The organism is Burkholderia sp. 572 (genome assembly GCF_040545135.1).
Taxonomy (GTDB): Bacteria; Pseudomonadota; Gammaproteobacteria; order Burkholderiales; family Burkholderiaceae; genus Burkholderia; species Burkholderia cepacia.
The window spans coordinates 150,056-173,466 of sequence record NZ_JBEPLH010000013.1 but is presented as its reverse complement, the minus strand read 5'-3'; the positions used below and the strand labels follow the sequence as shown (position 1 = coordinate 173,466).

General features: G+C 65.3%; 18 protein-coding genes. 12 read left to right on the top strand and 6 right to left on the bottom strand.

Annotation, left to right across the window (positions count from 1 at the left end; all coding sequences use genetic code 11):
- Positions 1-34 precede the first annotated feature (34 nt).
- The 8 genes from atpE (at position 35) to ABIC51_RS24820 (ending at position 8,002) form a co-directional block, all read left to right on the top strand.
- Complete coding sequence (atpE, locus tag ABIC51_RS24855) at positions 35-307, top strand: F0F1 ATP synthase subunit C (RefSeq protein WP_021160442.1); 273 nt, start codon at positions 35-37, stop codon at positions 305-307.
- Positions 308-436: 129 nt separating this feature from the next.
- Entirely contained in the window at positions 437-907 is a 471-nt protein-coding gene (locus tag ABIC51_RS24850) for a F0F1 ATP synthase subunit B (RefSeq protein ID WP_021160443.1), read from the top strand.
- Positions 908-909: 2 nt separating this feature from the next.
- Entirely contained in the window at positions 910-1,449 is a 540-nt protein-coding gene (locus ABIC51_RS24845; RefSeq protein ID WP_006482713.1) for a F0F1 ATP synthase subunit delta, read from the top strand.
- A gap of 44 nt (positions 1,450-1,493) precedes the next feature.
- On the top strand, positions 1,494-3,035 hold the full coding sequence (atpA, locus tag ABIC51_RS24840) for a F0F1 ATP synthase subunit alpha (RefSeq protein ID WP_027788710.1): 1,542 nt from the start codon (positions 1,494-1,496) through the stop codon (positions 3,033-3,035).
- A gap of 69 nt (positions 3,036-3,104) precedes the next feature.
- Entirely contained in the window at positions 3,105-3,980 is an 876-nt protein-coding gene (atpG, locus tag ABIC51_RS24835; RefSeq protein WP_021160445.1) for a F0F1 ATP synthase subunit gamma, read from the top strand.
- A 66-nt stretch (positions 3,981-4,046) separates the two neighbouring features.
- The gene (atpD, locus tag ABIC51_RS24830) at positions 4,047-5,441 is read left to right on the top strand and encodes a F0F1 ATP synthase subunit beta (protein ID WP_027788709.1); all 1,395 of its coding nucleotides are present in this window, start codon (positions 4,047-4,049) and stop codon (positions 5,439-5,441) included.
- Between the two features lie 153 nt (positions 5,442-5,594).
- Entirely contained in the window at positions 5,595-6,020 is a 426-nt protein-coding gene (locus tag ABIC51_RS24825; RefSeq protein WP_006477288.1) for a F0F1 ATP synthase subunit epsilon, read from the top strand.
- Positions 6,021-6,274: 254 nt separating this feature from the next.
- Positions 6,275-8,002, top strand: a complete 1,728-nt coding sequence (locus tag ABIC51_RS24820) for an AMP-binding protein (RefSeq protein ID WP_175900391.1) — start codon at positions 6,275-6,277, stop codon at positions 8,000-8,002.
- Between the two features lie 743 nt (positions 8,003-8,745).
- Here ABIC51_RS24820 and ABIC51_RS24815 read toward each other — a convergent pair.
- On the bottom strand, positions 8,746-9,546 hold the full coding sequence (locus ABIC51_RS24815) for a transporter substrate-binding domain-containing protein (RefSeq protein WP_175900388.1): 801 nt from the start codon (positions 9,544-9,546) through the stop codon (positions 8,746-8,748).
- A gap of 149 nt (positions 9,547-9,695) precedes the next feature.
- Here ABIC51_RS24815 and hemE point away from each other — a divergent pair, with 149 nt between their 5' ends.
- The 4 genes from hemE (at position 9,696) to ABIC51_RS24795 (ending at position 19,103) form a co-directional block, all read left to right on the top strand.
- A complete protein-coding gene (gene hemE, locus ABIC51_RS24810; RefSeq protein ID WP_034195829.1) occupies positions 9,696-10,790 on the top strand; it encodes a uroporphyrinogen decarboxylase in 1,095 nt (364 codons plus the stop codon).
- Between the two features lie 454 nt (positions 10,791-11,244).
- Complete coding sequence (locus tag ABIC51_RS24805) at positions 11,245-13,506, top strand: primosomal protein N' (RefSeq protein ID WP_027788705.1); 2,262 nt, start codon at positions 11,245-11,247, stop codon at positions 13,504-13,506.
- Positions 13,507-13,946: 440 nt separating this feature from the next.
- Positions 13,947-17,879: a trifunctional transcriptional regulator/proline dehydrogenase/L-glutamate gamma-semialdehyde dehydrogenase gene (gene putA, locus ABIC51_RS24800; protein ID WP_048026158.1), complete on the top strand. Its 3,933-nt coding sequence runs from the start codon at positions 13,947-13,949 to the stop codon at positions 17,877-17,879.
- 84 nt (positions 17,880-17,963) lie between these two features.
- Positions 17,964-19,103, top strand: coding sequence for a branched-chain amino acid ABC transporter substrate-binding protein (locus ABIC51_RS24795; protein WP_027788703.1), 1,140 nt, complete (start codon positions 17,964-17,966; stop codon positions 19,101-19,103).
- Positions 19,104-19,309: 206 nt separating this feature from the next.
- On the opposite strand, the gene ABIC51_RS24790 is transcribed toward ABIC51_RS24795, so the two are convergent.
- The 5 genes from ABIC51_RS24790 to ABIC51_RS24770 form a co-directional block, all read right to left on the bottom strand.
- Complete coding sequence (locus ABIC51_RS24790; RefSeq protein WP_175757977.1) at positions 19,310-19,720, bottom strand: hypothetical protein; 411 nt, start codon at positions 19,718-19,720, stop codon at positions 19,310-19,312.
- Positions 19,713-20,381 (bottom strand): M35 family metalloendopeptidase, encoded by a 669-nt coding sequence (locus ABIC51_RS24785; RefSeq protein ID WP_175900382.1) that lies wholly within the window; start codon positions 20,379-20,381, stop codon positions 19,713-19,715. Before ABIC51_RS24785 ends, ABIC51_RS24790 begins: the two co-directional genes overlap by 8 nt.
- A 4-nt stretch (positions 20,382-20,385) precedes the next feature.
- Positions 20,386-20,931 carry a PAAR domain-containing protein gene (locus ABIC51_RS24780; protein WP_146254007.1) on the bottom strand — a complete coding sequence of 182 codons (546 nt, stop codon included), beginning with the start codon at positions 20,929-20,931 and terminating at the stop codon, positions 20,386-20,388.
- Between the two features lie 10 nt (positions 20,932-20,941).
- Positions 20,942-21,601 (bottom strand): PAAR domain-containing protein, encoded by a 660-nt coding sequence (locus ABIC51_RS24775; protein WP_027788701.1) that lies wholly within the window; start codon positions 21,599-21,601, stop codon positions 20,942-20,944.
- Between the two features lie 259 nt (positions 21,602-21,860).
- Positions 21,861-23,372 carry a class I adenylate-forming enzyme family protein gene (locus ABIC51_RS24770; RefSeq protein WP_175855329.1) on the bottom strand — a complete coding sequence of 504 codons (1,512 nt, stop codon included), beginning with the start codon at positions 23,370-23,372 and terminating at the stop codon, positions 21,861-21,863.
- Positions 23,373-23,411 lie beyond the last annotated feature (39 nt).

Here is a 23,411-nt window from a genome sequence, read left to right as displayed (position 1 = left end):
TCTCAGTTCCAAGTCTTTTCACAAAGGAGTGATCATGCAAGCTTACATCGCCAACATCCAGGGTCTGACCGCCATCGGTATCGGCATCATCATCGGCCTGGGTGCAATCGGCGCCTGTATCGGTATCGCGCTGATGGGTGGTAAGTACATCGAAGCCTGCGCACGTCAGCCGGAACTCATCAACCCGCTGCAAACGAAGATGTTCCTGCTGGCTGGTCTGATCGACGCGGCATTCCTGATCGGCGTGGGTGTTGCAATGCTGTTCGCGTTCGCGAACCCGCTCCTGTCGAAGCTCGTCGCAGGCTAAGGTTCCTCGGAAATATGCGTCCGGCGTGAGCCGGCGCAGGGCGGAACGGAGACTTGGGGCGCTGATCGAATGCAACTCGATGAGCGCCTTACCGTTTCATTTTTCCGGAATAGCAGATAAGGAAACACCGTGAATCTCAACGCAACTCTGTTTGCGCAAATGGTCGTGTTCCTGGTCCTCGCGTGGTTCACGATGAAGTTCGTGTGGCCGCCGTTGATCAACGCCCTCGACGAACGTTCGAAGAAGATCGCCGACGGCCTCGCCGCCGCCGAGAAGGGCAAGGCAGAACTCGACGCAGCGCACAAGCGCGTGGACCAGGAACTCGCGCAGGCCCGCAATGACGGCCAGCAGCGCATCGCCGACGCTGAAAAGCGTGCCCAGGCGGTCGCCGAGGAAATCAAGGCCAACGCCCAGGCTGAAGCCGCCCGCATCGTCGCCCAGGCGAAGGCGGAAGCAGAACAGCAAATCGTGAAGGCGCGCGAAGCGCTGCGTGGCGAAGTCGCTACGCTGGCCGTGAAGGGCGCCGAGCAGATCCTGAAGCGCGAAGTCGATCAAACGGCCCACGCCCAACTGCTGAATCAACTGAAAGCCGAGCTCTGATCATGGCCGAACTTGCAACCATCGCCCGCCCTTACGCAGAAGCGCTGTTCCGCGTGGCCGAGGGCGGTGACATCGCCGCCTGGTCCACGCTCGTGCAAGAGCTGGCCCAGGTTGCGCGTCTGCCGGAAGTGCTGTCGGTCGCGTCGAGCCCGAAGGTGACGCGCACGCAAGTAGCCGAGTTGCTGCTTGCTGCTGCGAAGTCGCCGCTCGCGGCCGGCGCCGAAGCGAAGAACTTCGTGCAGATGCTGGTCGACAATCATCGCATCGCGCTGCTGCCGGAAATTGCCGAGCAGTTCGAGGCGCTCAAGAACGAACGTGAAGGTGCCGCCGACGCCGAGATCGTGAGCGCGTTCCCGCTGAACGGCGCGGATCTCGACAGTCTCGTCTCGGGCCTCGAACGCAAGTTCAAGCGCAAGCTGAAACCGACGGTCGAAGTCGATTCGTCGCTGATCGGCGGCGTGCGCGTGACGGTCGGCGACGAAGTGCTCGACACCTCGGTTCGCGCGCGCCTCGCATCGATGCAGGCTGCCTTGACCGCCTGAGCGCCACGCCGGCACGCAACAGAATTGACTATCAGGAGCGAATAATGCAACTCAATCCCTCTGAGATCAGCGAGCTGATCAAGAGCCGGATCCAGGGCCTTGAAGCGAGCGCAGACGTTCGCAACCAGGGCACCGTGATCTCCGTGACCGACGGTATCGTGCGTATCCACGGCCTGTCGGACGTGATGCAGGGCGAAATGCTCGAGTTTCCGGGCAACACGTTCGGCCTCGCGCTGAACCTCGAGCGCGACTCGGTCGGCGCGGTGATTCTCGGCGAATACGAACACATCTCGGAAGGCGACATCGTCAAGACGACGGGCCGCATTCTCGAAGTCCCGGTTGGCCCGGAACTCGTCGGCCGCGTGGTCGATGCGCTCGGCAACCCGATCGACGGCAAGGGCCCGGTCAACGCGAAGCTGACCGATGCGATCGAAAAGATCGCCCCGGGCGTGATCTGGCGTAAGTCGGTGTCGCAGCCGGTGCAGACGGGCATCAAGTCGATCGACGCGATGGTGCCGATCGGCCGTGGCCAGCGTGAGCTGATCATCGGCGACCGTCAGTGCGGCAAGACCGCGGTGGCGCTCGACGCGATCATCAACCAGAAGGGCAAGGACCTGATCTGTATCTACGTCGCGATCGGCCAGAAGGCTTCGTCGATCATGAACGTGGTTCGCAAGCTCGAAGAAACGGGCGCGATGGAATACACGATCGTCGTCGCCGCCACGGCATCGGATTCCGCCGCCATGCAGTACCTGGCACCGTACGCCGGCTGCACGATGGGCGAATACTTCCGCGACCGCGGCCAGGACGCGCTGATCATTTATGACGACTTGACCAAGCAGGCTTGGGCATACCGTCAGATCTCGCTGCTGCTGCGCCGCCCGCCGGGCCGTGAAGCGTACCCGGGCGACGTGTTCTATCTGCACTCGCGTCTGCTGGAGCGTGCGGCTCGCGTGTCGGAAGAGTACGTCGAGAAGTTCACGAACGGCGAAGTGAAGGGCAAGAGCGGTTCGCTGACGGCACTGCCGGTCATCGAAACGCAGGCAGGCGACGTGACCGCGTTCGTTCCGACGAACGTGATCTCGATTACCGACGGCCAGATCTTCCTGGAAACCGACCTGTTCAACGCAGGCATCCGCCCGGCAATCAACGCCGGCGTGTCGGTGTCGCGAGTCGGTGGCGCCGCTCAGACGAAGGTCGTGAAGAAGCTGTCGGGCGGTATCCGTACCGACCTCGCGCAGTACCGTGAACTGGCCGCATTCGCGCAGTTCGCATCGGACCTCGACGAAGCGACCCGCAAGCAGCTCGAGCGCGGCCGCCGCGTGACGGAACTGCTGAAGCAGCCGCAGTACCAGCCGCTGCAGGTGTGGGAACTGGCCGTGTCGCTGTACGCCGCGAACAACGGCTACCTCGACGACCTCGACGTGAAGCAAGTGCTGCCGTTCGAGAAGGGCCTGCGCGAAAGCCTGAAGACCAGCCACGCTGACCTCATCAAGCGCATCGAAGACACCAAGGATCTCTCGAAGGACGACGAAGGCGCACTGCGCTCGGCGATCGAATCCTTCAAGAAGTCCGGTGCCTATTGATCCGCGAGTGACACACTGAGGCCGCGCGGGTGCTGACGCGCCCGCGCCGCTTCGGTCAAGGAGCAAGCTATGGCTGGAATGAAGGAAATTCGCGGCAAGATCAAGAGCGTGCAGAACACGCGCAAGATCACGAAGGCGATGGAGATGGTGGCCGCATCGAAGATGCGTCGCGCGCAGGAACGCATGCGCGCCGCTCGTCCGTATGCGGACAAGGTCCGTGCCATCGCCGCGCACATGAGCCGCGCGAACCCGGAGTACCGTCACCCGTTCATGGTGGCGAACGAAGGCGCGAACACGGCCGGCATCATTCTCGTCACGACGGACAAGGGTCTGTGCGGCGGTTTGAACACCAACGTGCTGCGTGCGACGGTTCAGAAGTTCAAGGAGCTGGAAGAGAAGGGCCAGAAGGTCGAAGCCACCGCGATCGGTAGCAAGGGCCTCGGGTTCCTGAATCGCTTCGGCGCGAAGGTGATGTCGCAGGTCGTGCACCTCGGCGACACCCCGCATCTGGACAAGCTGATCGGCGCCGTGAAGACGCAGCTCGATCTGTACTCGGAAGGCAAGCTGTCGGCGGTTTATATCGCTTACACGCGCTTCGTCAACACGATGAAGCAGGAAGCCGTGATCGAGCAGTTGCTGCCGCTGTCGTCGGAACACTTCGAAGCCGATGATGGTACGCCGGCCACGTCGTGGGACTACATCTACGAGCCGGACGCGCAGGCAGTCGTCGACGAACTGCTCGTGCGTTACGTCGAGGCGCTGGTGTACCAGGCCGTCGCGGAAAACATGGCGTCCGAGCAATCGGCGCGCATGGTCGCGATGAAGGCCGCGTCCGACAACGCGAAGACGGTGATCAGCGAACTGCAGCTCGTGTACAACAAGAGCCGCCAGGCCGCGATCACGAAAGAACTGTCGGAGATCGTCGGCGGCGCAGCCGCTGTTTAAGCGCGCGCCACGGACGACAACTGCGCCTTTGCGCGAGTAAAGAATCAGGTATTTAAAGGAAAAGCGATGAGTACTGCTGCTTTGGTAGAAGGCAAGATCGTACAGTGCATCGGCGCCGTTATCGACGTGGAATTCCCGCGCGACAGCATGCCGAAGATCTACGACGCGCTCATTCTCGATGGCTCGGAACTGACGCTCGAAGTCCAGCAACAGCTGGGCGACGGCGTGGTCCGTACCATTTGTCTGGGTGCATCCGACGGCCTGCGCCGCGGTCTGACCGTGAAGAACACGGCAAATCCGATCTCGGTGCCGGTCGGCAAGCCGACCCTCGGCCGGATCATGGACGTGCTCGGCCGTCCGATCGACGAGGCTGGCCCGATCGTGAGCGAAACGACGCGCTCGATCCACCAGAAGGCTCCGGCGTTCGACGAACTGTCGCCGTCGACCGAACTGCTCGAAACGGGTATCAAGGTTATCGACCTGATCTGCCCGTTCGCAAAGGGCGGCAAGGTTGGCCTGTTCGGCGGTGCTGGCGTGGGCAAGACCGTCAACATGATGGAGCTCATCAACAACATCGCGAAGGAGCACGGCGGTTACTCCGTGTTCGCGGGCGTGGGCGAGCGTACCCGTGAAGGGAACGACTTCTACCACGAAATGAAGGACTCGAACGTTCTCGACAAGGTCGCGCTGGTGTACGGCCAGATGAACGAGCCGCCGGGCAACCGTCTGCGCGTCGCGCTGACCGGCCTGACGATGGCCGAGCACTTCCGTGACGAAGGCCTCGACGTGCTGTTCTTCGTCGACAACATCTACCGTTTCACGCTGGCCGGTACCGAAGTGTCGGCACTGCTCGGCCGTATGCCGTCGGCAGTGGGCTATCAGCCGACGCTGGCTGAAGAAATGGGCAAGCTGCAAGAGCGCATCACGTCGACCAAGAAGGGCTCGATTACGTCGGTCCAGGCCGTGTACGTCCCTGCGGACGACTTGACCGACCCGTCGCCGGCTACGACCTTCGGCCACCTGGACGCAACCGTCGTTCTGTCGCGTGACATCGCTTCGCTGGGTATCTACCCGGCGGTCGACCCGCTCGACTCGACGTCGCGCCAGATCGACCCGAACGTGATCGGTGAAGAGCACTACTCGATCACCCGTCGTGTTCAGCAGACGCTGCAGCGCTACAAGGAACTGCGCGACATCATCGCGATTCTGGGCATGGACGAACTGTCGCCGGAAGACAAGCTGTCGGTCGCACGCGCGCGTAAGATCCAGCGTTTCCTGTCGCAGCCGTTCCACGTCGCTGAAGTGTTCACGGGCTCGCCGGGCAAGTACGTGCCGCTGAAGGAAACGATCCGTGGCTTCAAGATGATCGTCGACGGCGAGTGCGACCACCTGCCGGAACAGGCGTTCTACATGGTCGGCACGATCGACGAAGCCTTCGAAAAGGCCAAGAAGATCTCGTAAGGGTCAGGCGTAACGCAGCGGGCGCCGCTACGTCCGTGAGGGATACCTTGATGGTATCCGTTCGCGGGCAGGCGCTCACGTAATACGCTCAACCCGCCGTGCATGGGATCGGAGCAGGCGCTGAAGCGCTCGTTCCGATCGACAGGAGTCGATATGGCAACCATCAAAGTAGACGTCGTCAGCGCGGAAGAGCAGATCTTCTCGGGCGAGGCGAAATTCGTCGCGCTGCCGGGCGAAACGGGTGAGCTGGGCATTCTGCCGGGTCACACGCCGCTGATCACGCGGATTCGTCCGGGTGCGGTGCGCATCGAAGTCGAGGGCGGCAACGACGAATTCGTGTTCGTCGCGGGCGGCATTCTCGAAGTGCAGCCGGGTGCCGTGACGGTGCTCGCCGACACCGCGATCCGCGGCAAGGACCTCGACGCGGCGAAAGCCGAGGAAGCACGCAAGCGTGCCGAGGAAACGCTGCAGAACGCGAAGTCGGATCTCGACCTCGCGAAGGCGCAATCCGAGCTCGCGACCGCGATGGCGCAGCTCGAAGCGATCCAGCGTCTGGCGAAGATCCGCAGCCGGCACTGAGCCGCGCCGCGTATCCCGCGAAAGAAAGCAGCCTTCGGGCTGCTTTTTTTTCGCCCGTCGTTTTCGTCTGTTTTTACGGGTCGGATCATACCGTCCGGTCGTGCTATTTCACCCGTCCGCAGTAATTCGATGTCAGAGTGTCGTCAGCCGCGCACGGCATCATCCCGGAGAGGCTATCCGTCGCGACGGCGGCGGAGCAGACACGCGTGAGCCGCATGTCGGGCCGGTCAGACAAAAAACGGACGGAGACATTCATGGCAGCAGACCTTGGCGTGGGGGCGCTGATCGCGCCCGAAAACGGATTGTCGTACGTGCGCGGCACGACCGACGTGCCGCTCTCCGAAGCGACGATCGGCCGGTTCCTGCTCGACACGGCAGGCCGCTTTCCCGATCGGCCGGCCGTCGTGTTCCGCGAGCAGCAGGTGCGCTGGACCTGGCGCGAGTTCGCGAACGAGGTCGACGTGCTGGCGGCCGGGCTGGCCTCGCTCGGCATCGTGAAGGGCGATCGCGTCGGCATCTGGTCGCCGAACCGCAGCGAATGGCTGCTCACGCAGTTCGCGACCGCGCGGATCGGCGCGGTGCTCGTCAACATCAATCCGGCCTACCGGCTCGCGGAACTCGAATACGCGCTGAACAAGGTCGGCTGTAAAGCCGTGATCGCCGCCGAGCGCTTCAAGACGTCCGCATACGTCGAGATGCTGCAGACCATCGCGCCGGAACTCGCGACCGCGACGCCGTGCGACCTGCATGCGGCGCGCGTGCCGAGCCTGCGCACGGTCGTGTCGATGGGCGACGTCGCGCCGGCCGGCATGTTCCGCTTCGCGGACGTGATGGCGCGCGGCCGCCAGGCCGTCGATCCCGCGCTGCTCGATGCGATCGGCGCGACGCTCGAGGCCCATGAGCCGATCAACATCCAGTTCACGAGCGGCACGACGGGCAGCCCGAAGGGCGCGACGCTCACGCATCGCAACGTCGTCAACAACGGCCGCTCGATCGCGACCGCGATGCGCTTCACCGAACAGGACACGCTGTGCATCCCGGTGCCGCTGTATCACTGCTTCGGGATGGTGCTCGCAGTGCTCGCGTGCGTGTCGAAGGGGGCGGCGATGGTGTTCCCGGGCGAAGCATTCGACCCGGTCGCGACGCTCGCGGCGGTGGCCGACGAGCGTTGCACCGCGCTGCACGGCGTGCCGACGATGTTCATTGCGGAGCTCGATCATCCGGCGTTCGCGCAATTCGACCTGTCGACGCTGCGCACCGGGATCATGGCCGGCTCGCCGTGCCCGATCGAGACGATGAAGCGCGTCGTGTCGCAGATGCACCTGTCCGAGATCACGATCGCGTACGGGATGACGGAGACGAGCCCCGTGTCGTTCCAGAGCTCGACCGACGACCCGCTCGAGAAGCGCACGACGACGGTCGGCCGCATCCAGCCGCACCTGGAAGTGAAGATCGTCGATCCGGGCGGCGATATCGTGCCGGTCGGCGCGACGGGCGAGCTTTGCACGAAGGGCTATTCGGTGATGCTCGGCTACTGGGACGACGACACGAAGACGCGCGAGGTGCTCGTGGACGGCTGGATGCATACGGGCGACCTCGCGACGCTCGATGCGGACGGTTACTGCAACATCGTCGGCCGGTTGAAGGACATGGTGATTCGCGGCGGCGAGAACGTCTATCCGCGCGAGATCGAGGAATTCCTGTTTCGGCATCCGAAGATTCAGAGCGCGCAGGTATTCGGCGTACCCGATGCGAAGTACGGCGAGGAGCTGTGCGCGTGGATCGTGCTGCGCGCGGACGAGCAGATGACCGAGGACGACGTGCGTGCGTTCTGCAGCGGGCAGATCGCGCACTACAAGATTCCGCGCTACATCCGCTTCGTCGACGAGCTGCCGATGACGGTGACGGGCAAGGTGCAGAAGTTCGTGATGCGCGACCGGATGATCGAGGAGCTGAAGCTCGACGTGCAGAAGACCGCTTAGCGCGGCATGAAGAAGGGAAAACGCGCTGGAAAAACGCGGCGGCCTGCGGGCCGTTGCGTTTTCGATGGACGAAAAAAAGCGGGCTTATTAGCCCGCTAAAAACCACACGCTACGGGGTTAGCGCGAGGAGACCAAAGATGAAACCGAGTCCGGCGGGGGGCCGGAAACGACTCCAACAGGGATGCCCCTTGGAAGGGCTTCGGTACGTGACCGACTGGCTCGCAGCGCTTCGCGTCCGCTCACACTTGGCACACGAGACCGCATCCGTGTTGAAACCGTTGAGGCCATTGTGGGCGAATTAATGACCCCTCGCGGTAACAAAGTGTTTCAGGTTGTAACGCCCGCCAGATAAGGCTTTCCGGGATTTTTTGCTGTTTTTGAGGGCCCGAAAAAGGTCATTTTTACCCATATTTTCCGCAGCGTTTTCAGCGCGTGCGCACGATGCGTTTTTCATGCGTATCAGGCTCGACGAATTGCCGATTTCCACGCGAGAAAATGCGCGATTCGGCAGATGCCGCGCATGACGATTCATTCGTCAGAAAGATTTTGAAACGTGATTGGGCGGCGCGGAAGTCGACCGTTCGGCCAGTTCGCCGGCATCGGGCCGATTTTGCCGGCGCCGGCGAGCTGCGTCGAAGTGTAACGGCGGCGATTCGGCCGCCACCGTGCAGCGATTTTCGCGGGCGGCCGCCGCGGGGTCGGTGCCCGCTAAAGTCACTGCGGGCCGCCGCGTGCGAACCCGCTTACTTCAGCCATTTGTCCGAAATCGCCTGGTATTCGCCGGTCGAGAGCGCGAGATGCAGCCACTGGTCGACGTACTGCTGGAACGCGACGTCGCCGCGCGGCACCATGTACGCCTTCTCGCCGAACTGGAACGGCTTGTCCGGATGCACCGAGCACAGGCCCGGATTCAGCTTTTGCTGCAGCAGCGTCTCGGACGCATCCGTCACCATCACGTCCGCCTTGCCCGCGAGGATTTGCCTGAAGATCGTTACGTTGTCCGGATAGACCGTGAGGTTCGCGTGCGTGAAATACTGCTTCGCGAAACGCTCGTTGGTGCCGCCCGGGTTCACGATCACGCGCGTTTCCGGCCGGTCGATCTGCGCGACGGTCTGGTATTTGTCGGCGTCCGCGCAGCGCACGATCGGCGTCTTGCCGTCCACGACGTACGGCTGCGTGAAGAACACGCGCTTCTGGCGCTCGAGCGTCGTCGAAACGCCGCCCACCGCGATGTCGCATTTCGCGACGAAGTCGCCGGTCAGGTTCGGCCAGCTCGTCTTCACGTAGTCGGTCTTCACGCCGAGCGACTTCGCGAGCGATTCGGCCATGTCGATGTCGATGCCCTCGAAGCGGCCGTCCGCACGGTAGTACGAATACGGCTTGTAGTCGCCCGTCGTGCAGACGCGCAGCGTGCCGCGCGCGAGTACGTCGTCGAGCCGCGAGCCGGCGCCAGGTGCGGCGGCGGCTGCGCCTGCGGCGGTCTGTGCGTGCGCGGCGGCGCAGCAAAACAACGCGGCGGCGGCGAGCGTGGCGAATGGTTTCATCGGTCTCCTCCTTCGTTTCGTTCGATATGAGCGTCCGATCATAACGGAGCCATCGCGCGCGTCATATGGCCGCCATCGCGCCGGCATGCGCAGCCTTGCGGCGGCTGTCCGGTAAAATGCCGCTTTGCCTTCGCACCGTCGCTCCTACCGTGGCCCATACCCTGCTCAACGACACCTTCCTGCGTGCGCTTCTGCGCGAGCCGACCGACTACACGCCGATCTGGCTGATGCGCCAGGCCGGCCGCTACCTGCCCGAATACAACGCGACGCGCGCGCGCGCCGGCAGCTTCCTCGGTCTCGCGAAGAATCCCGACTACGCGACCGAAGTGACGCTGCAGCCGCTCGAGCGCTTTCCGCTCGACGCCGCGATCCTGTTCTCGGACATCCTGACGATTCCGGACGCGATGGGCCTCGGCCTCGACTTCCAGGTCGGCGAAGGGCCGAAGTTCGCGCATCCGGTGCGTACCGAGGCCGACGTCGCCAGGCTCGCGGTGCCGGACATCGAAGAGACGCTCGGCTACGTGACGGGCGCGGTGCGCGAGATCCGCCGCGCGCTCACCGACGGCCAGGGTCGCCAGCGCGTGCCGCTGATCGGCTTTTCGGGCAGCCCGTGGACGCTCGCGTGCTACATGGTCGAAGGCGGCGGGTCGGACGATTTCCGCACGGTGAAGTCGATGGCGTATTCGCGCCCCGACCTGATGCACCGGATTCTCGACGTGAACGCGCAGGCCGTGGCGGCCTACCTGAACGCGCAGATCGAAGCGGGCGCGCAGGCCGTGATGATCTTCGATACATGGGGCGGCGCGCTGGCGGACGGCGCGTACCAGCGCTTCTCGCTGGACTACATTCGCCGCGTGGTGGCGCAGCTCAAGCGCGAGCACGACGGCGAGCGCGTGCCGGTCATCACGTTCACGAAGGGCGGCGGGCTGTGGCTCGAGGAGATCGCGGCGACCGGCGTCGACGCGGTCGGGCTCGACTGGACGGTCAACCTCGGCGCCGCGCGCGAGCGCGTCGCGGGGCGAGTCGCGCTGCAGGGCAACCTCGACCCGACGATCCTGTTTGCGCCGCCCGCCGCGGTGCGCGAGCAGGCGCGCGCGGTGCTCGACAGCTACGGCAACCATCCGGGCCATGTATTCAACCTCGGGCACGGTATTTCGCAATTCACGTCGCCCGATCACGTCGCTGAACTCGTCGACGAGGTGCATAACCACAGCCGCGCGATCCGTAGCGGAGCCGCCGGCTGAACGCAAGCGCTGTCATGCTGCACTGCGGGATGACAGCGTTTCGTTTTCGGCGCTAAACAGGGCGCAACCCCGCACCGGTTGCCGATTCAGTGCTTGTCAAGACTTGACTTATACACATTTTCCTCGTTGCAGCGCGGTAGAGCCCTGTGTCGGTCAAATTGCCTCGCTATGGTTCGGTAATTTGAATAGCAGCCTTATGGAATAAGGCTCCGCGGGGGACCGCCACAAACGGCGAAAATCAGCGGAAAGCGCGGCCCCGCGTGCGTTGCGGCCCGTGAGCGGCGAGTTCTCAACAAAGTTATCCACAGGCTGGGCAGGGTATACGGCGATTCCTAATGCGAATCCAAAACTTAGCGCCGAATCTGACGTTTTACTTTAAGTCCGCCGCCACGATGCGGGCGCGGATGCCGGCCGCCCGTCTCGATGCGGTGCATGCCGCCGCCGGAGCGCCGCGATGAGCGGCACCTACCTGCGCGTCGCGCTCGACCATCCGCTCGCCACCCTGTTCGACTATCGCTGCGACGCGCAACCGGCGCCCGTGCCGGGCACGCTCGTGCAGGTGCCGTTCGGCAAGCGGCAGGCGGTCGGGCTCGTCTGCGAAGTGACGACTCACACCGACGTGCCGCCGTCCCGGCTGCGCGCGGTCGACGCGATCTGCACCGACCTGCCGCCGTTGTCGCCGGACTGGCTCGCGCTCGTGTCGTTCGCCGCCGATTACTACCAGCGCGGGCGCGGCGAGGTCGCGCTGCCGGCGCTGCCGCAGGCGCTGCGCGATGCGGGGCGCTGGGGGCGGCTGCTTGCGCCCGAGGTGCGCTACCGGCCGACGGAGGCCGGCCGCGCGGCGCTGCCCGATGCGTTGCCCGCACGCGGGGCCGCGCTGCGGCGGCTCGCGCAGGCGCTGGTCGACACCGGCTCGCTCGCGCTGCCTGATGCGCGCGCGCTGCACCCGAAGGCGGCCGCGACGCTCGACGACTGGGCGGCGCGCGGCTGGGTCGACGTCGAGGAGATCGGCTGGGCCGATGCGCCTGTGCCCAAAGCTGTGGATAACCTGTTGGCAGCCGGTGGACGAACTGTGCCGCCGGCGCTCACGGATCAGCAGGCCGAGGCGCTCGACGCGATCCGCGCCGCGCAGGGCTTTGCGCCGTTCCTGCTGCACGGCGTGACGGGCAGCGGCAAGACCGAGGTCTATCTGCATGCGCTCGCGTCGCTGCTCGACGCCCGGCCGGACGCGCAGGCGCTCGTGCTCGTCCCCGAAATCAACCTGACGCCGCAGTTCGAGGCCGCGTTTCGCGCGCGCTTCGCGGGTGCGCTCGCCGACGACGCGATCGTCACGCTGCACAGCGGGCTCGCCGAGGGCGAGCGGGCGCGCAACTGGCTCGCCGCGCATACGGGGCGTGCGCGGATCGTGCTCGGCACACGCCTCGCGGTGCTCGCGTCGATGCCGGCGCTCGCGCTGATCGTCGTCGACGAGGAGCACGAGCCCGCGTACAAGCAGCAGGAAGGGCTGCGCTATTCGGCACGCGATCTCGCCGTGTGGCGCGCGAAGCAGCTCGGCATCACGGTCGTGCTTGGCTCGGCCACGCCGTCGCTCGAAAGCTGGTGGCAGGCGGAGCAGGGCCGCTATACGCGGCTCACACTGTCGCGCCGCGCGGTGGCCGACGCGACGCTGCCGACCGTGCGGCTGATCGACCTCGAAGAGGAGCGGCGGCGCGGCCGCGCGTCGATGGGCGGACTGTCGGGGCCGCTCGTCGCGGCGCTGAAGGCGCGGCTCGAGCGCGGCGAGCAGAGTCTCGTGTTCCTGAACCGGCGCGGTTACGCGCCGCAGCTCGCGTGCGACGCATGCGGCTGGGTCGCAGGCTGCCCGCGCTGCAGCGCGTACGTCGTGCTGCACAAGCCCGAGCATGCGCTGCGCTGCCATCACTGCGGCTGGGAAGCCCGCATTCCGCGATCGTGCCCCGAGTGCGGGAACGTCGACATCGCGCCGCTCGGGCGCGGCACGCAACGCATCGAGGAGGCGCTCGCCGAGGCCGTGCCGGGCGCGCGCGTGCTGCGGATCGACGCGGACAGCACGCGCCGCAAGGGCAGTGCGCAGGCGCTCTTTTCCGACGTGCACGCGGGCGAGGTCGATATCCTCGTCGGCACGCAGATGATCGCGAAGGGGCACGACTTCCAGCGCGTGTCGCTCGTCGGTGTGCTCAATGCCGACACGGCGCTGTTCTCGCATGACTTCCGCGCGAGCGAGCGGCTGTTCGCGCAACTGATGCAGGTGAGCGGCCGCGCGGGGCGCGCGGGGCTGCCGGGCGAGGTGCTCGTGCAGACGCGCTACCCGCGTCACGCGCTGTATCACGCGCTCGGGCGGCAGGACTACGTCGGCTTCGCGAATTCGACGCTCGGCGAGCGCCGCGACGCGCACCTGCCGCCGTTCGTCTACCAGGCGCTGCTGCGCGCCGAGGGGCGCACGCTCGACGCGGCGCTCGCGTTCCTGCTGCAAGCCGCGGCCGCGTTGCCGGGGCTGCCGGGCGCCGATCGCGTGACCGTGTACGACGCGGTGCCGATGACGATCGTCAAGGTCGCGAACGTTCACCGCGCGCAGTTGCTGCTCGAAAGCGCGTCGCGGGCGGCGCTGCAGCATGCGCTGCGCGCATGGCAGCCGGAATTGCGCGCGCTGAAGGGCGTGCTGCGGTGGAGCGTCGAGGTCGATCCGCTGGATATCTGAGCGGCGCGCCATGCGGCCGTCGTGCCGCACACCGCACACCGCACACCGCACACCGCACACCGCACACCGCACACCGCACACCGCACACCAAGTGCCGCTGCGTCGACGCCCGGGCCGTCGGGCAGCCCCGAACCGTCTTTTGCGGCACGGCCACCCCCGGCCACCCCCTCCGCCGCCACCCCAGTGCAACCCGTTTTCGTCCGCCGCCACGCGCGGGGAAGGTTGCGCGCGCATGCCAAATCGGCCTGCTCAGGGAAAACACCGATCCCCCGACCACGGGCAACTCCTAGGTTGCAACCGCATAAGTGGTTGATTATATTGACTAACCCAGGGGTGCAACCCACCTCGCAATTTGGTTGCACCTTTTTATTGCGTGCCGTAGGATTTCGCGCATCCTCTCACACCACATTGCCGGGCTCGCACCGGCGCACGAACCCACCATGGCAAGCACGACTCTCGGCGTCAAGGTCGACGACCTTCTCCGCTCGCGCCTCAAGGACGCAGCCGCGCGTCTCGAGCGCACTCCCCACTGGCTGATCAAGCAGGCGATCTTCGCTTATCTCGAGCGGATCGAGCACGGCCAGTTGCCGCCCGAGCTGTCGGGCCACAGCGGCGTCACGGAGCTCGCCGACGGCCAGGCCGCGGACGGCGACGACGACAACTCGCCGCACCCGTTCCTCGAATTCGCGCAGAACGTGCAGCCGCAATCGGTGCTGCGCGCGGCGATCACGGCCGCGTACCGCCGCCCCGAGCCGGAATGCGTGCCGTTCCTGCTCGGCCAGGCGCGCCTGCCCGCGAACCTGCAGGCGGACGTGCAGGCGCTCGCGACGAAGCTCGTCGAGGCGCTGCGCGAGAAGAGCTCGGGCGGCGGCGTCGAAGGGCTGATCCACGAATTCTCGCTGTCGAGCCAGGAAGGCGTCGCGCTGATGTGCCTCGCCGAGGCGCTGCTGCGCATTCCCGATCGCGCGACGCGCGATGCGCTGATCCGCGACAAGATCAGCAAGGGCGACTGGCGCTCGCACGTCGGCCACGCGCCGTCGCTGTTCGTGAACGCGGCGACCTGGGGGCTGATGATCACCGGCAAGCTCGTGACGACCAACAGCGAAGCGGGGCTGTCGTCGGCGCTCACGCGCCTGATCGGCCGCGGCGGCGAGCCGCTGATCCGCAAGGGCGTCGACATGGCGATGCGCCTGATGGGCGAGCAGTTCGTCACCGGCGAGACGATTTCCGAAGCGCTGGCCAACAGCCGCAAGTACGAAGCGCGCGGCTTCCGCTACTCGTACGACATGCTCGGCGAAGCGGCGACGACCGAAGAGGACGCGCAGCGCTACTACGCGTCGTACGAACAGGCGATCCACGCGATCGGCAAGGCGGCCGGCGGCCGCGGCATCTACGAAGGCCCGGGCATCTCGATCAAGCTGTCGGCGCTGCACGCACGCTACTCGCGTTCGCAGCAGGACCGCACGATGAGCGAGCTGCTGCCGCGCGTGCGCGCGCTCGCGCTGCTCGCCCGCCGCTACGACATCGGCCTGAACATCGACGCGGAAGAAGCCGACCGCCTCGAACTGTCGCTCGACCTGCTCGAGGCGCTGTGCTTCGATCCGGATCTCGCGGGCTGGAACGGCATCGGCTTCGTGGTGCAGGGCTACCAGAAGCGCTGCCCGTTCGTGATCGACTACCTGATCGATCTCGCGCGCCGCAGCCGTCACCGCCTGATGATCCGTCTGGTCAAGGGCGCGTACTGGGATACCGAGATCAAGCGTGCGCAGGTCGACGGCCTCGAAGGCTATCCGGTCTATACGCGCAAGATCTACACGGACGTGTCGTACCTCGCGTGCGCGAAGAAGCTGCTCGCCGCCCCCGACGCCGTCTACCCGCAGTTCGCAACGCACAACGCGTACACGCTCGCCGCGATCTACCAGCTCGCGGGCCAGAACTACTACCCGGGCCAGTACGAATTCCAGTGCCTGCACGGGATGGGCGAGCCGCTGTACGAGGAAGTCACCGGCCGCGACAAGCTGAACCGGCCGTGCCGCGTGTACGCGCCGGTCGGCACGCACGAGACGCTGCTCGCGTACCTGGTGCGCCGCCTGCTGGAAAACGGCGCGAACACGTCGTTCGTGAACCGCATCGCGGACAAGACCGTGTCGGTGAAGGAACTGGTCGCCGATCCGGTCGACGAAGCGTCGAAGGTCGTGCCGCTCGGCGCGCCGCACGCGAAGATCCCGCTGCCGCGCAACCTGTACGGCGACGAGCGTCCCAACTCGATGGGCCTCGACCTGTCGAACGAGCACCGCCTCGCGTCGCTGTCGTCCGCGCTGCTCGCGAGCGCGCATTTCCCGTGGCGCGCGGCGCCGATGCTCGCCGACGACACGCTCGCAGACGCGCCGGCCCGCGACGTGCGCAACCCGGCCGACCAGCGCGACACGGTCGGCACCGTCAGCGAAGCGACGGCCGAACACGTGAGCGCGGCACTCGCGCACGCGGTGGCCGCCGCGCCGATCTGGCAGGCGACGCCGGTCGACGCACGCGCCGATTGCCTGGTGCGCGCGGCCGACCTGCTCGAAGCGCAGATGCACACGCTGATGGGCCTGATCGTGCGCGAAGCCGGCAAGTCGCTGCCGAACGCGATCGCCGAGATCCGCGAAGCGGTCGACTTCCTGCGCTACTACGCCGCGCAGATCCGCGACGAATTCTCGAACGACACGCACCGCCCGCTCGGTCCCGTGGTCTGCATCAGCCCGTGGAACTTCCCGCTCGCGATCTTCATGGGCCAGGTGGCCGCCGCGCTCGCGGCCGGCAACACGGTGCTCGCGAAGCCGGCCGAACAGACGCCGCTGATCGCCGCCCAGGCCGTGCGCCTGCTGCGCGAGGCCGGCGTGCCGGCCGGCGCGGTGCAGCTGCTGCCGGGCGACGGCGAGACCGTCGGTGCGGCGCTGGTCGCCGATCCGCGCACGCGTGCGGTGATGTTCACCGGCTCGACCGAAGTCGCGCGCCTGATCAACAAGACGCTGTCGGCGCGCCTCGACCCGGACGGCAAGCCGATCCCGCTGATCGCGGAAACGGGCGGCCAGAACGCGATGATCGTCGACTCGTCGGCGCTCGCGGAGCAGGTGGTCGCGGACGTGATGCAGTCGTCGTTCGACTCGGCCGGTCAACGGTGTTCGGCGCTGCGCGTTCTGTGTCTGCAGGACGATGTCGCGGACCGCACGCTGACGATGCTGAAGGGCGCGATGCACGAGCTGGCGCTCGGCAACCCCGACCGGCTGTCGACGGACGTCGGCCCGGTGATCGACGGTGAAGCGAAGCAGACGATCGATACGCACGTCGCGGCGATGAAGGAGAAGGGCCACGCGGTCACGCAGCTGCCGGCGCCGGAAGCCTGCGCGCACGGCACGTTCGTGCCGCCGACGCTGATCGAGATCGGCAGCATCGACGAGCTGAAGCGCGAAGTGTTCGGCCCCGTGCTGCACGTGGTGCGCTACCGCCGCAGCCAGCTCGACAAGCTGCTGGAGCAGATCCGCGCGACCGGCTACGGCCTGACGCTCGGCATCCACACGCGGATCGACGAGACGATCGCGCACGTGATCTCGAATGCGCACGTCGGCAACATCTACGTGAACCGCAACGTGATCGGCGCGGTGGTCGGCGTGCAGCCGTTCGGCGGCGAAGGGCTGTCGGGCACGGGCCCGAAGGCCGGCGGCGCGCTGTACCTGCAGCGCCTGCTCGCGACGCGTCCGTCGGGCCTGCCGCGTTCGCTCGCGCAGACGCTGATCGCGGACGGCGCGGTCGAAGGCGATGCGCGCGGCAACCCCGCGGCAGCGCTCACGACGCTGCGCGACTGGCTGATCGAGCAGCGCGAGCCGGCACTGGCCGCGCGTTGCGACGGCTACCTGGCGCAGGTGCCGGCCGGTGCGACCGCCGTGCTGACCGGCCCGACGGGCGAGCGAAACACGTATACACTCGGCCCGCGCGGCACGGTGCTGTGTGTCGCGGCGACGCCGGGCGGCGCGCGCGCGCAGTTCGCGGCGGTGCTGGCGACCGGCAACCGCGCGCTGTTCGCGGGCGCGGCCGGCGAGGCGCTGGTCGCCGCGCTGCCGGCGTCGCTGAAGGCGCATGCGACCGTGCGCAAGCAGGCCGATACGCCGTTCGACGCGGTGCTGTTCGAAGGCGACAGCGACGAACTGCAGACGCTCGTGAAGGACGTCGCGCAGCGGCCGGGCCCGATCGTGTCGGTGCAGGGCGTGTCGGTGGGCGCGTTCGAGAACGGCGATGCGGAAGATTACGCGCTGGAACGGCTGTTGACGGAGCGCTCGGTGAGCGTGAACACGGCCGCGGCGGGCGGCAATGCGAATTTGATGACGATCGGCTGATCATCCTTGCCGTTCGGATCAAACAAAGGAAGCGGCTAGGCGATCCCGAAGCCGCTCCATTTACCCTGGTACCAAGGAGATGCTATGCAACACACGATGAAAAAGGTGGCAGGCGCGACGTTCGTCGCGGTCATGTCGCTGGCGGGGACGGCCCATGCGGATGACGTGAAGATCGGCTACGCAGGGCCGATGACGGGCGCGCAGGCGCACTACGGCAAGGATATGCAGAACGGGATCGTGCTCGCGATCGAGGATTTCAACGCGACGAGCCCGAAGATCGGCGGCAAGCCGGTGAAGTTCGCACTCGACACGCAGGACGACCAGGCTGACCCGCGCACCGGCACGACGGTCGCGCAGAAGCTCGTCGACGACGGCATCAAGGGCATGCTCGGCCACTTCAACTCGGGCACGACGATTCCGGCCTCGCGCATCTACGCGAACGCGGGCATTCCGCAGATCGCGATGGCGACCGCACCGGAATACACGCAGCAGGGTTACAAGACGACCTTCCGCATGATGACGTCCGACACGCAGCAGGGCTCGGTGGCCGGCACGTTCGCGTCGAAGGATCTCGGCATGAAGAAGATCGCGATCGTCGACGACCGCACGGCCTACGGCCAGGGTCTCGCCGACCAGTTCGAGAAGGCCGCGAAGGCCGGCGGCGCGACGATCGTCGACCGTGAATTCACGAACGACAAGGCGGTGGACTTCAAGGCGATCCTGACCAAGCTGAAGGCGGCGAAGCCGGATCTCGTCTACTACGGCGGCGCGGATTCGCAGGCTGCACCGATGGTCAAGCAGATGAAGACGCTCGGCATCACCGCCCCGCTGATGAGCGGCGAAATGGTGAAGACGCCGACGTTCCTGAAGATCGCGGGCAACGCGGCCGACGGCACGATCGCCTCGCTGGCAGGCCTGCCGCTCGAAGAGATGCCGGGCGGCAAGACGTACGCCGACAAGTACAAGAAGCGCTTCGGCGAAGACGTGCAGACCTACTCGCCGTATGCGTACGACGGCGCGATGGCGCTGTTCAACGCGATGAAGAAGGCCGACTCGACCGATCCGGCGAAGTATCTGCCGGTGCTCGCGAAGACCGACATGGCCGGCGTGACGTCGACGCACGTCGCGTATGACGCGAAGGGCGACCTGAAGAACGGCGGCATCACGATGTACAAGGTCGAGAAGGGCGAGTGGAAGCCGCTGAAGAGCATCGGCGGCAAGTAAGCAGCCCGTGACGTGACGAACGGGCGGCGGCGCACGTCGCCGCCCCGCCGGTCATGCGAAAAAGCCACCTGGCCGTCGGGCCGGGTGGCTTTTTCTTTGGTGGGACACACCCGACAGGGGCATAGGGATGTTGCAGGTAGTGGTGCAGCAGGATCGCCGCATGTGTACGTCGATACCGCATCGCCCCGATCGGCGGCAGTATGACGTTACTTGCCGTCGCAGCACTTGTTAGGGCAATCGGGCAGGAAGGAAATTTCCACACGTCGCCCATTGTCCACGTCGCCATGCGAATAGACGCGGGCGCTCTTCTTGATCGTTCCGCGTAAAAAGCCGAGTTGCTCCAACAGCGCATACGCGGTTTGCAATCTTGATTGCGCAAGGGCCAGTGCTCCCGGTTCACTTTCCTCGGCATGGCCACTGATCAGGGTTGTCTCTTTGGTCAGGTGATTCGCGTAATTGAGCTTTTGGTCGGCTGTCCATTTTGCAATGCGGACGATCTCTGCATTCGATAGGTGCGAGCTATCTCTCGAAAAGTAGATGTCGAAGTTCTCGCTGGCGATGCAAGCAAATACCGGATTGGAGACGAGAAGGCTTAGGGCAAGAATAAATTTAAGCATTGTAAATGACGTATCCTGCAATGCTGTCGGCATTGTTGATTGCTTGATTCGGGTTTTCGGCTCCAAACGCCAAACACTCCTCCATGAAATATTTGTGATCCCGGGTTCCCATTGTGTCGTCAAAATGACTCACCTCATGAATCAGGGTGGAAACGACGGAATCTTTTTCCCATGAGAAGTCTCGCATTGTACAAAAATCGGGGTGTATTGCGATCGTATGAGTTACGGTATCCGGCGAACAAACTGATGCCGCGACTCCCGATTTGTTCGAATTTGGAACGCATCCAATATGTTTGAATCGCTCGCTGTCCCATCGCGTGAAATTGTATCCGGTGAGTGCCTTTAGTACGCGGACGATTGCAGTCAGGCCTGTTAATGGCGTTATGCGGGTGCGTTCATCAGTCCTGCCGAACCACTGTAATACGCGTGCCTTATCAGTGTTGGACCAGCGCTGCAGATCCTTGATTCTTTTCTCGACGAGAGAAACGGCTCGATCGCGTTTACTCAATACCATTTCCCGGAATTCCTTGTTTGTCATGTTGTGACATATTTTTTCGGTATTGATCGTTACTTCCACCATCGACCCAGGATTGGTATTGGTGACTGCGCCTGAGTGTACGAGGAACCATTCTCCGTCATCATTCACGTCAAAATTTTTCATTGCTTCAATGTTCCGTCGTATAGATTTTCAGAGTTGCCGAGGCGTCGGTGGCGATTCGATGTGTTTGCCCGGCCGTGTCCGTGGTGCCCGTGAAAATCTGCCCAGTGTCCGTAACGATTCGATAGCGAATGTTCGCGAGCGGGCGGCAGGAGTCATCGAGCAAGGTGAATTGCTCGTCGTGTACGACAGCCGACCGAGCAAATGACCGATCGGCTGCATCAGGTTGGCGCCCATTCAGCGTCGCAGTCTCTTCCGCAGTAAAAATCATCCGCATGCCGCGCTCAGCGTAGAAGATCGGCGGCGGGTTGCAGCCGCAGACATTGATATCCCCGCTCAATGCCCACTGCTTGCCGTTCGGACCGGTACCTGGCCAGCGCGGACCTTGCGGTGCGATGTGTCCTTCACGCTTGCAGGCAGAACAGTAGGTCTTCATATCCAGCGTGGCGATATGAACCCTCGGCGGCGGATTGGAACAGGTCACGGTGTCGAGGCCTTCGACAATCACCGCTTCCCCGGCGCGGTCGCCTTTGGCAAGAAAGTAGCGGATCATGGACGCTACCTCAGCGGGGCATGGACGAGCGGGTGACGACGCTAAATACAACGGATGACGCTACGCCTCGTCGTTCGGGACTATCGGTGATCGTGTCGCCGTTATCGAGTTCGCTGCCAACGAATGCGAGCGGTGGGAAGTCGGGCCTGTCGGCCAAACCCAGACCGCTCGTCACGCGCGCGGTTGAACCGTCCGGGTAGTGGATCAGGTCGCCCACCGTGGCAGCCTTGCCCAAGTGCGGCGCTACTTCCCATGTGCCGGACGGCTCGCGCAATGCACCGCCGCGCGCGGTTGTCGCGCCACATACCGCCAATCTGTAGGCGGGCGGCGCGGGCGGCGGCACATAGGTCGGATCGAACAGGCCCGCAGCGCTTTGCCCATCCCGCACGTGAATGCCCCATGAGGTGCGCAGTGTTTCGGTAATGCGGTCACCGTTGCTCAACCGGCTGCCGACCAACGCGAACGGCTTGCCTCCGCTATGGTTGTTTCCCGCGCCGTCGATAATCGCAGCCTCGCTGCCGTCGTCATAGGTCACTACGTCGCCGACGCAGGCGACTTCTAATCCAGCCAGGGTCAGGCCGCTGGTTGCGGTGGTGACGCGTCCACCGCGTTCCGTGAGTGCACCAACGGTGGCGAAAAGATGGGTCGGTGCTTTGAGTTCGTCTTTCATCCGGCTTCCCTGTCTCAGTAAATGGAATGGCTGCCTAGAGACGCTATTCCAGATAGGAAAACGTAGATCAATCTGACGAATATGATTCAGGGCTGCTAATTTCTATTACTTGTTCAGTTCTGCCTTTTGCATTGACCGCGCGTGCGCGAATGTGTTGACCAGGTGATGCGGATAAGGAGTGATGCCGTATCTTGCTTTGCGGTTCGCAAGGGGAATATGAGTGCGTGAGTTGTAAGTGCGCTTGCGCAATCGTGGATGCTTAGTCCTCGCGACGCACACGCAGCAGGAACTTCTGCAGCTTGCCCGTAGGCGTGCGCGGCAGCGCCTGCACGAACGTGAACTCACGCGGAATCTTGTAAGCGGCGAGCCGCTCGCCGCAGAACGCGCGCAGCGCGTCCGCGTCGGGCACCGTGCCCGCGCGCGGCACGACGTGCGCGACGACCGTCTCGCCCCAGTCGGGATGCGGGACACCGACGACGGCCGCCTCGGCGATGTCCGGATGCGCGCCGAGCACGTCCTCCACTTCCTTCGAATAGACGTTCTCGCCGCCCGTCACGATCATGTCCTTCAGCCGGTCGACGATGAACAGGTAGCCGTCCTGATCGATCCGCGCGATGTCGCCGGTGCGATACCAGCCGTGCGGCGCGAACGCGGCGCGGGTCGCGGCCGCATCGTCGAGATAGCCGAGCATCATGCTGTCGGTCTTCAGCCAGATCTCGCCGGTCTCGCCCGGCTGCGCGTCGACGCCGTCCATCCGCACGACGCGCAGGTCGACGCCCGGGCCGCCGTGGCGGCCGATCGAGCCGGCCTTCGCGATCTGCTCGTCCGGATACAGCGTCGTGCCGGCCGGGCCCGCTTCCGTCATGCCGTACACCTGGAAGAACGCGTCGCTGCGATACGCGCGCGCGAGCCGTTCGGCCTGCGCGGCGCCGATCGGGCCGCCTCCGTACAGCCATGCCCGCACGCTCGACAGGTCGAACGCCGCGAAACCCTCGATCGTGTCGAGCGGCAGCAGGTACGATACCGGCGCGCCGAAATACAGCGTCACGCGCTCGCGCTCGACGGCCTGCAGGAACCGCAGCGGATGGTATTCGCGTAGCAGCACGACGGTGCCGCCCGCATACAGCGTGCCGCCGAACCAGTTGTTGAGCGGCGACGAATGCCAGATCGGCATCGCCATCAGCGTGCGCTCGTTGCGGCCGATGCCGGTTGCGAGGGCCGCCTGCATCGCGGCGAGCGTCACGGTGCGGTGGCTGTGCACGCAGCCTTTCGGGTGGCCGGTCGTGCCGGACGTATAGAGGATCTGCGCGATGTCGCCGTCGGCCGGCTCGATGCCCGCGAGGCCGTCCATCGTTGCGCACAGCGTGTCGAAGCACGGCACGCCGTCGAGCTCGCCCTCGGTCACGAGCCGTCGCGCGGGATGCACGATGCGCTCGACCACCGGCGCGAGCGTCACGTCGAACAGCAGCACCTTGCTGCGGCTGTGTTCGAGCACGTAGTCGACTTCCGGCGCCTGCAGCTTGTGGTTGATCGGCACGAACGTCGCGCCGAGCCGCCACGCGCCGAACATCAGGTCGACGAAGGCCGGCGTGTTGAAGCACATCGCGGCGACACGGTCGCCGGCCGCGACGCCGAGCGCGCTCAGCACGGCCGCCGCGCGGTGCGAGCGCTCGCGCGCGGCGGCATAGGTGATCGTCGCGGATTCGCTGACGAGGAACGGCTTGTCGGGCGTCGCGCGGGCGGCGCGGTCGAGGGCGGCGACGAGGTTCATCGGGGCTCCGGGCGGGCGAACGAAGGCGAACGGGGGGAA

What these genes read in the sequence shown, in the direction of transcription:
- atpE (WP_021160442.1), top strand. Translation starts at nt 35, where the DNA reads ATGCAAGCTTACATCGCCAACATCCAGGGTCTGACCGCCATCGGTATC.
- ABIC51_RS24845 (WP_006482713.1), top strand. Translation starts at nt 910, where the DNA reads ATGGCCGAACTTGCAACCATCGCCCGCCCTTACGCAGAAGCGCTGTTC.
- atpA (WP_027788710.1), top strand. Translation starts at nt 1,494, where the DNA reads ATGCAACTCAATCCCTCTGAGATCAGCGAGCTGATCAAGAGCCGGATC.
- atpG (WP_021160445.1), top strand. Translation starts at nt 3,105, where the DNA reads ATGGCTGGAATGAAGGAAATTCGCGGCAAGATCAAGAGCGTGCAGAAC.
- atpD (WP_027788709.1), top strand. Translation starts at nt 4,047, where the DNA reads ATGAGTACTGCTGCTTTGGTAGAAGGCAAGATCGTACAGTGCATCGGC.
- ABIC51_RS24825 (WP_006477288.1), top strand. Translation starts at nt 5,595, where the DNA reads ATGGCAACCATCAAAGTAGACGTCGTCAGCGCGGAAGAGCAGATCTTC.
- ABIC51_RS24820 (WP_175900391.1), top strand. Translation starts at nt 6,275, where the DNA reads ATGGCAGCAGACCTTGGCGTGGGGGCGCTGATCGCGCCCGAAAACGGA.
- ABIC51_RS24815 (WP_175900388.1), bottom strand. Translation starts at nt 9,546, where the DNA reads ATGAAACCATTCGCCACGCTCGCCGCCGCCGCGTTGTTTTGCTGCGCC.
- ABIC51_RS24805 (WP_027788705.1), top strand. Translation starts at nt 11,245, where the DNA reads ATGAGCGGCACCTACCTGCGCGTCGCGCTCGACCATCCGCTCGCCACC.
- putA (WP_048026158.1), top strand. Translation starts at nt 13,947, where the DNA reads ATGGCAAGCACGACTCTCGGCGTCAAGGTCGACGACCTTCTCCGCTCG.
- ABIC51_RS24795 (WP_027788703.1), top strand. Translation starts at nt 17,964, where the DNA reads ATGCAACACACGATGAAAAAGGTGGCAGGCGCGACGTTCGTCGCGGTC.
- ABIC51_RS24790 (WP_175757977.1), bottom strand. Translation starts at nt 19,720, where the DNA reads ATGCTTAAATTTATTCTTGCCCTAAGCCTTCTCGTCTCCAATCCGGTA.
- ABIC51_RS24785 (WP_175900382.1), bottom strand. Translation starts at nt 20,381, where the DNA reads ATGAAAAATTTTGACGTGAATGATGACGGAGAATGGTTCCTCGTACAC.
- ABIC51_RS24780 (WP_146254007.1), bottom strand. Translation starts at nt 20,931, where the DNA reads ATGATCCGCTACTTTCTTGCCAAAGGCGACCGCGCCGGGGAAGCGGTG.
- ABIC51_RS24775 (WP_027788701.1), bottom strand. Translation starts at nt 21,601, where the DNA reads ATGAAAGACGAACTCAAAGCACCGACCCATCTTTTCGCCACCGTTGGT.
- ABIC51_RS24770 (WP_175855329.1), bottom strand. Translation starts at nt 23,372, where the DNA reads ATGAACCTCGTCGCCGCCCTCGACCGCGCCGCCCGCGCGACGCCCGAC.